Origin of the sequence: Arthrobacter sp. SIMBA_036 (assembly GCF_046535135.1) — a bacterium.
Classification (GTDB): Bacteria; Actinomycetota; Actinomycetes; order Actinomycetales; family Micrococcaceae; genus Arthrobacter.
The window spans coordinates 1-398 of sequence record NZ_JAWRXG010000057.1 but is presented as its reverse complement, the minus strand read 5'-3'; the positions used below and the strand labels follow the sequence as shown (position 1 = coordinate 398).

The 398-nt window shown below is 47.2% G+C and carries 1 protein-coding gene; it reads left to right on the top strand.

Annotated features, from left to right (window positions below):
- Window positions 1-32: 32 nt before the first annotated feature.
- A partial coding sequence (locus SB659_RS19115; RefSeq protein ID WP_410551527.1) for an SDR family NAD(P)-dependent oxidoreductase occupies window positions 33-398 on the top strand: 366 nt, incomplete at its 3' end.

Below are 398 nucleotides of genomic sequence, written 5' to 3'. Positions count from 1 at the left end.
GATGAACATAGATCGTAAGAGGAGAGGGAGCAATGAATTTACAACATAAAACGGCACTGGTCACAGGTGGCGGTACAGGAATCGGAAGAGCAGCGTGCCTTGCCTTGGCAAAACGGGGAGCGGCTGTCGTCATTAACTATTCACATTCAAAAACGGAAGCGGAACAAACAGCTGAATTCATAACAAAGGCAGGCGGACGCGCGATGACCATTCAAGCGGACGTTTCTATAGACAAACAGGCGAGAGACATGGTGAACGAAGCGGCCGGCTGCTTCGGAAGTCTTGATTTACTCGTAAATAATGCGAGCATCACCAGACATATTCCGCTTCATGATTTGGAATCTGCAACGAAAGAAGTATGGGATGAATTATTTGCTGTCAACGTAAGCGGGATGTTT